General features: G+C 47.7%; 1 protein-coding gene. It reads left to right on the top strand.

What is annotated here, in order from left to right; all coding sequences use genetic code 11:
* Positions 1 to 409, top strand: a 409-nt coding sequence (gene petA / locus J7R10_RS09125; RefSeq protein ID WP_208436514.1) for a ubiquinol-cytochrome c reductase iron-sulfur subunit, incomplete at both ends; no start/stop codon positions are given.

Genomic DNA, 409 nt, shown 5'->3' with positions numbered 1-409 from the left:
GAGGCTGTTTTGGCATCTTCTTCTGTTGAGGTTGATCTTTCTGGTATTGAAGAGGGTATGTCGGTGACAGTCAGGTGGCGTGGACAGCCTGTTGTTATTCGCAACCGTACAGCGAAAGAAATTGCTGAAGCTCGTGCTACCACATTGGATATTCTTAGAGATCGTCAGGCGCGTAACCCTAATCTTGAAGGTGAAGAAGAAGCGACGGATTTCGCGCGTTCTGCGGGCGAGGGGCGTGAGAATTGGCTTATTCTCATTAATCTTTGTACGCATTTAGGCTGTGTAACACTTGGACAATCAGGTAAATTTGGGGGATGGTTGTGTCCATGTCATGGTGCTGTTTATGATACAGCTGGAAGAGTGCGCTCAGGGCCAGCACCCTATAATTTAGCCATTCCGCCTTATCAAT

Origin of the sequence: Bartonella vinsonii subsp. berkhoffii ATCC 51672, assembly GCF_902825225.1 — a bacterium.
GTDB lineage: Bacteria > Pseudomonadota > Alphaproteobacteria > Rhizobiales > Rhizobiaceae > Bartonella > Bartonella berkhoffii.
This window is presented reverse-complemented; position numbering and strand designations above follow the sequence as displayed.